This window comes from Streptomyces tricolor (genome assembly GCF_002155905.1).
Classification (GTDB): Bacteria; Actinomycetota; Actinomycetes; order Streptomycetales; family Streptomycetaceae; genus Streptomyces; species Streptomyces tricolor.
Window position 1 is genome coordinate 1 of sequence record NZ_MUMF01000633.1, and the last position, 4,113, is coordinate 4,113.

General features: G+C 76.0%; 4 protein-coding genes. 2 read left to right on the forward strand and 2 right to left on the reverse strand.

Annotated elements, in window-relative coordinates:
- Positions 1-373, forward strand: a 373-nt coding sequence (locus tag CCN44_RS36020) for a GH32 C-terminal domain-containing protein (RefSeq protein WP_208639913.1), incomplete at its 5' end; no start/stop codon positions are given.
- Here CCN44_RS36020 and CCN44_RS36025 read toward each other — a convergent pair.
- Positions 336-1,397, reverse strand: coding sequence for a LacI family DNA-binding transcriptional regulator (locus CCN44_RS36025; RefSeq protein ID WP_059247335.1), 1,062 nt, complete (start codon positions 1,395-1,397; stop codon positions 336-338). The genes CCN44_RS36020 and CCN44_RS36025 overlap by 38 nt on opposite strands.
- 247 nt (positions 1,398-1,644) lie before the next feature.
- Here CCN44_RS36025 and CCN44_RS36030 point away from each other — a divergent pair, with 247 nt between their 5' ends.
- Entirely contained in the window at positions 1,645-2,253 is a 609-nt protein-coding gene (locus tag CCN44_RS36030) for a DNA polymerase ligase N-terminal domain-containing protein (RefSeq protein ID WP_059247336.1), read from the forward strand.
- Positions 2,254-2,276: 23 nt separating this feature from the next.
- Here CCN44_RS36030 and CCN44_RS36035 read toward each other — a convergent pair.
- A partial coding sequence (locus CCN44_RS36035) for an ATP-binding SpoIIE family protein phosphatase (RefSeq protein WP_086702820.1) occupies positions 2,277-4,113 on the reverse strand: 1,837 nt, incomplete at its 5' end.

The following is a 4,113-nucleotide window of genomic DNA, read 5'->3' on the forward strand; positions in this document are numbered from 1 at the left end:
GGCGGTCCCGCCGCCGCCGGCGTACGACCTGACCGTGACGGCGCGCGGGGCCGCCACGGTCACCCTGCTGCGGGCGGCGGACCGGACGCTGACGGTCCGGCTGGACCCGGACGCCGGCACCGTCGTCCTGGACCGCTCCGGCTGGCCCCGCGCGGGCGCCGCGGGATCGGCCCCGGTCACGGTGCGCGTGCCGCCCGCTCCCCGCCTGTCCGTCCGCCTCCTGGCCGACGGCTCGCTGCTCGAACTGTTCGTGGCGGACCGGGCGACGGTGACCGAGCGGGTCTACGCCCGGCCGGACGACGTGCCCGAGCTGACGGTCGAGGGGGACGCCGAGGTCAGCGGGTGGGAGCAGGTCCCACCGAGGCGCGGCTGACCACGGGGCAGGCCAGCCGCCGTACGGTGGCGGGCGGGGTGCGGCCGGTGTCGATGGCGTCGAGCAGCAGCCGGGTGGCGGCCTCGCCCATCGCCCGGTGCGGCAGCGCGACGGTGGTGAGGGCGGGGGTGAGGAAGGCGGCCATGTGCTCCTGGTCGTCGTAGCCGACCACCGACAGCTCGCCGGGTACGGCGATCCCGAGCCGGGTCGCGGCGTGCAGCACGCCCGCCGCGACCCGGTCGTTGTAGCAGAAGATCCCGGTGGGCCGGTGCTGCGGGGCGGTGCCGTCGAGCAGCCGGGCGGCGCCCTCGTGGCCGCCGCTGATCTCGCCGCCGGTGCGGACGACCCACTCCTTGGGCACGGTGATGCCCGCGGCGCGCAGCGTGTCGCGGAAGCCGCGCAGCCGCTCCACCGAGGCGATGTCGTCCTGCCCGCCGACCAGCGCGACCCTGTGGTGCCCGGCCTCCAGCAACAGCCGCGCCGCCGTGCGCCCGCCGGCCCGCTCGGCGGGGATGACGGCGGGCAGCGAGCCGTCCTCGGGGAGGCAGTTGGCGAGCACGGAGTGGACGCGGTGCAGGCCCTCGGGGACCCGGACCCGGCGCAGCGACATCGCCGCGTAGATGATGCCGTCGACGCGCCGGTCGAGGAGTTCGGCGACGGCCGCGTCCTCCTTGGCCGGGTCGCCGCCGGAGTCGACGGTGAGCACGAGGTGGTCGCTGTCCCAGGCGGTCTCCATGGCGCCGCGCAGCAGTCGTCCGGCGAACGGGGAGGCGGCGATCTCGTCGGTGATGAGGCCGATCACGGCCGTACGCCGGCGGCGCAGGCCGCGGGCGACGGGGTCGGGGCGGTAGCCGAGCCGGGCGGCGGCCTCCCGGATGCGTTCCTGGGTCGCGGGCGAGAGGTTGCCGTCGGCGCGGCCGTTGAAGACGAAGGAGACGGCGGTGTGCGAGACGCCGGCCAGCCGGGCGACGTCCCGCGAGGTGGGCCGCCCGCCGCCCACGCCGTTCCTGTCCGCGCCGCCCATGCCGTCCGCTGCCCTCTCCCCCGCTCGTCCGGTCGATCATGCTCACCCTATCCGTGCGGCCGGCGGGAGACACAGGGGCGGAGGGCACCGGGAGGCCGGGCCCCTCGGGCGCACGAGGAGGGGTGCGCCAGGGTTCCTCGCATCCGCGGGCCGAGGCGGCGGAGTTGCCGGAGCGGGGGCTGATCCGGCATCCGGGACCGGACGGCGGGGTACTCGGTGCGCGTCGGACCTGGGGAAGGAGCCGGAGGTGGCGGCGGAGGACCGGCTGCGGACGTACCGCGGCAAGCGCGACTTCGAGCGGACCCGTGAGCCGTCGGGGCAGGCGGCCCCGGGCGGGGGCGGTGAGCCGCGGTTCGTGGTGCAGATCCACGACGCGCGGCGGATGCACTTCGACTTCCGGCTCCAGGTCGACGACGTCCTGAAGTCGTGGTCCGTGCCGAAGGGCCCGTCCAGCGACCCCGGGGACAGGCGGCTGGCGGTGCCGACCGAGGACCACCCCCTGGAGTACGAGGAGTTCGAGGGGGTCATCCCGCGGGGCGAGTACGGCGGTGGCACGGTGATCGTGTGGGACCGCGGGACGTACGAGCCGCTCAGTCACGACCGCAGGGGGCGGCCGGTGGATTTCGCGGAGTCCCTGGAGCGCGGGCACGCCACCTTTCGGCTGCGGGGCAGCAAGCTGCACGGGGAGTACGCCCTCACCCGCTTCCGGAGCGGCGCGGACGGGGAGGAGGCCTGGCTGCTGGTGCGCAAGGGGCCCGCCCGGGCGGACGGGCACGGCACCCCGGACCCCCGCCGGGCCCGTTCGGTGCGGACCGGCCGCACCCTGGCGCAGGTCGCCGCCGACGCCGGCGAGTGACGCCCGTGCCGTGCCGTACATGATCAGTCGTCGGGCAGGGGCTGCTCGGCCCAGATGGTCTTGCCGGCGAGGGTCTGCCGGCTGCCCCAGCGCTGGGTGAGCTGGGCGACGAGCAGCAGGCCCCGGCCGCCCTCGTCGTAGGCGTGTGCCCGGCGCAGGTGCGGGGAGGTGGAGCTGGCGTCGGAGACCTCGCAGATGAGGGCGCGGTCGCGGATCAGGCGCAGCCGGATGGGCGGTTCGCCGTACCGGATGGCGTTGGTGACGAGTTCGCTGACGACGAGTTCGGTGACGAAGGCGGTCTCCGCCAGCCCCCAGGCGGTCAGTCGCTCGGTGGCCGCCTGCCGGAAGACCGCGACCTGGGCGGGGTCGGGCGGGACGTCCCAGGTGGCGACCCGGTCGGCGCCGAGGGCCCGGGTGCGTACCAGGAGCAGGGCGACGTCGTCGCCGGGCTGGTCGGGCAGGACGGCCTTCAGGACGTCGTCGGCGAGGTCGTCGAGGGAGGCGGCGGGTGCGGTGAGGGCGCGGCGCAGTTCCTCGGCGGCGCCGTCGAGGTCCCGGTCGCGGTCCTCGATCAGGCCGTCGGTGTAGAAGGCGACGACCGAGCCCTCGGGCAGTTCGCGTTCGGTCGCCTCGAAGGGCAGTCCGCCGACGCCCAGGGGCGGCCCGGCGGTCATGGGGACGAACTCGGCGGGTTCGCCGGGCAGGAGGAGGGCCGGGGCCGGGTGGCCCGCGGCGGCGGCGCACAGGTGGCGGGAGACGGGGTCGTAGACGGCGTACAGGCAGGTCGCGCCGAGTTCGGCGACCTCGTCGCCGCTGCCGTCGGCGGCGAGGTGGGTGACCAGGTCGTCCAGGTGGGTGAGGAGTTCGTCGGGGGGCAGGTCGACGTCGGCGAGGGTGCGGACGGCCGTCCGCAGCCGGCCCATGGTGGCCGAGGACTGGATGCCGTGGCCCACCACGTCGCCCACGACCAGGCCGACCCGGCCACCGGAGAGCGGGATGACGTCGAACCAGTCGCCGCCGACGCCGGCCAGTGATCCGCACGGCAGGTAGCGGTGGGCGACCTCGACCGCGGCCTGTGCGGGCAGGTCGCGCGGGAGCAGGCTGTGCTGGAGGGCGAGGGCGGTGGTCCGCTCGCGGGTGAAGCGGCGGGCGTTGTCGATGCAGACGGCGGCGCGGCTGGCGAGTTCCTCCGCGAAGACGGCGTCGTCGGGGCCGTAGTCGTCCGGGTGGGCCATGCGGACGCAGACCGCGACGCCGAGGACGGTGCCGCGGGCCTGGAGGGGTACCGCGATCATGGAGTGGGCGCCCTGCCGGAAGGGGCGCCCCCGGGGGGAGCGTGCGTTGCGCTCTTCGAGCCACTGGACGAACTCCGGCTCGCCGGCCTGGCTGAGCACCGCGTGGCCCTCGCGCAGGGCGCGGGCGGGCGGGGAGGCCGGCTGGTAGACGTCGATCTCGCCGATGTGCAGGGCCGCGCCGGGGTTGCCGGAGCGGGTGGAGCCGTGGGCGACGCGGCGCAGTTCCACTCCGCCCTCCGGGATCATCGGCGGCTCGTCGGCGCCGAGCACCCAGTCGAGCAGGTCGACGCTGGCGAAGTCGGCGTACTGCGGGACGAGCAGCTCGACCACCTCCTCGGCGGTGCCCACCACGTCCAGGGTGGTGCCGATGCGGGTCGCGGCCTCGTTCAGCAGGGCGAGGCGGCGCCGGGCCCAGTACTGCTCGCTGCTGTCGAACGCGGCGAGGGCGACCGCGGTGGGTTCGCCGGAGCCGTCGCGCAGCGGCCACATCTCGATGCTCCAGGCGTGTTCCCGGTTCTGGGCGGGGGCGTCGGTGAAGCTCTCGTAGCGGACCGGCCGGCCGGTC

What these genes read in the sequence shown, in the direction of transcription:
- CCN44_RS36025 (WP_059247335.1), bottom strand. Translation starts at nt 1,397, where the DNA reads ATGGGCGGCGCGGACAGGAACGGCGTGGGCGGCGGGCGGCCCACCTCG.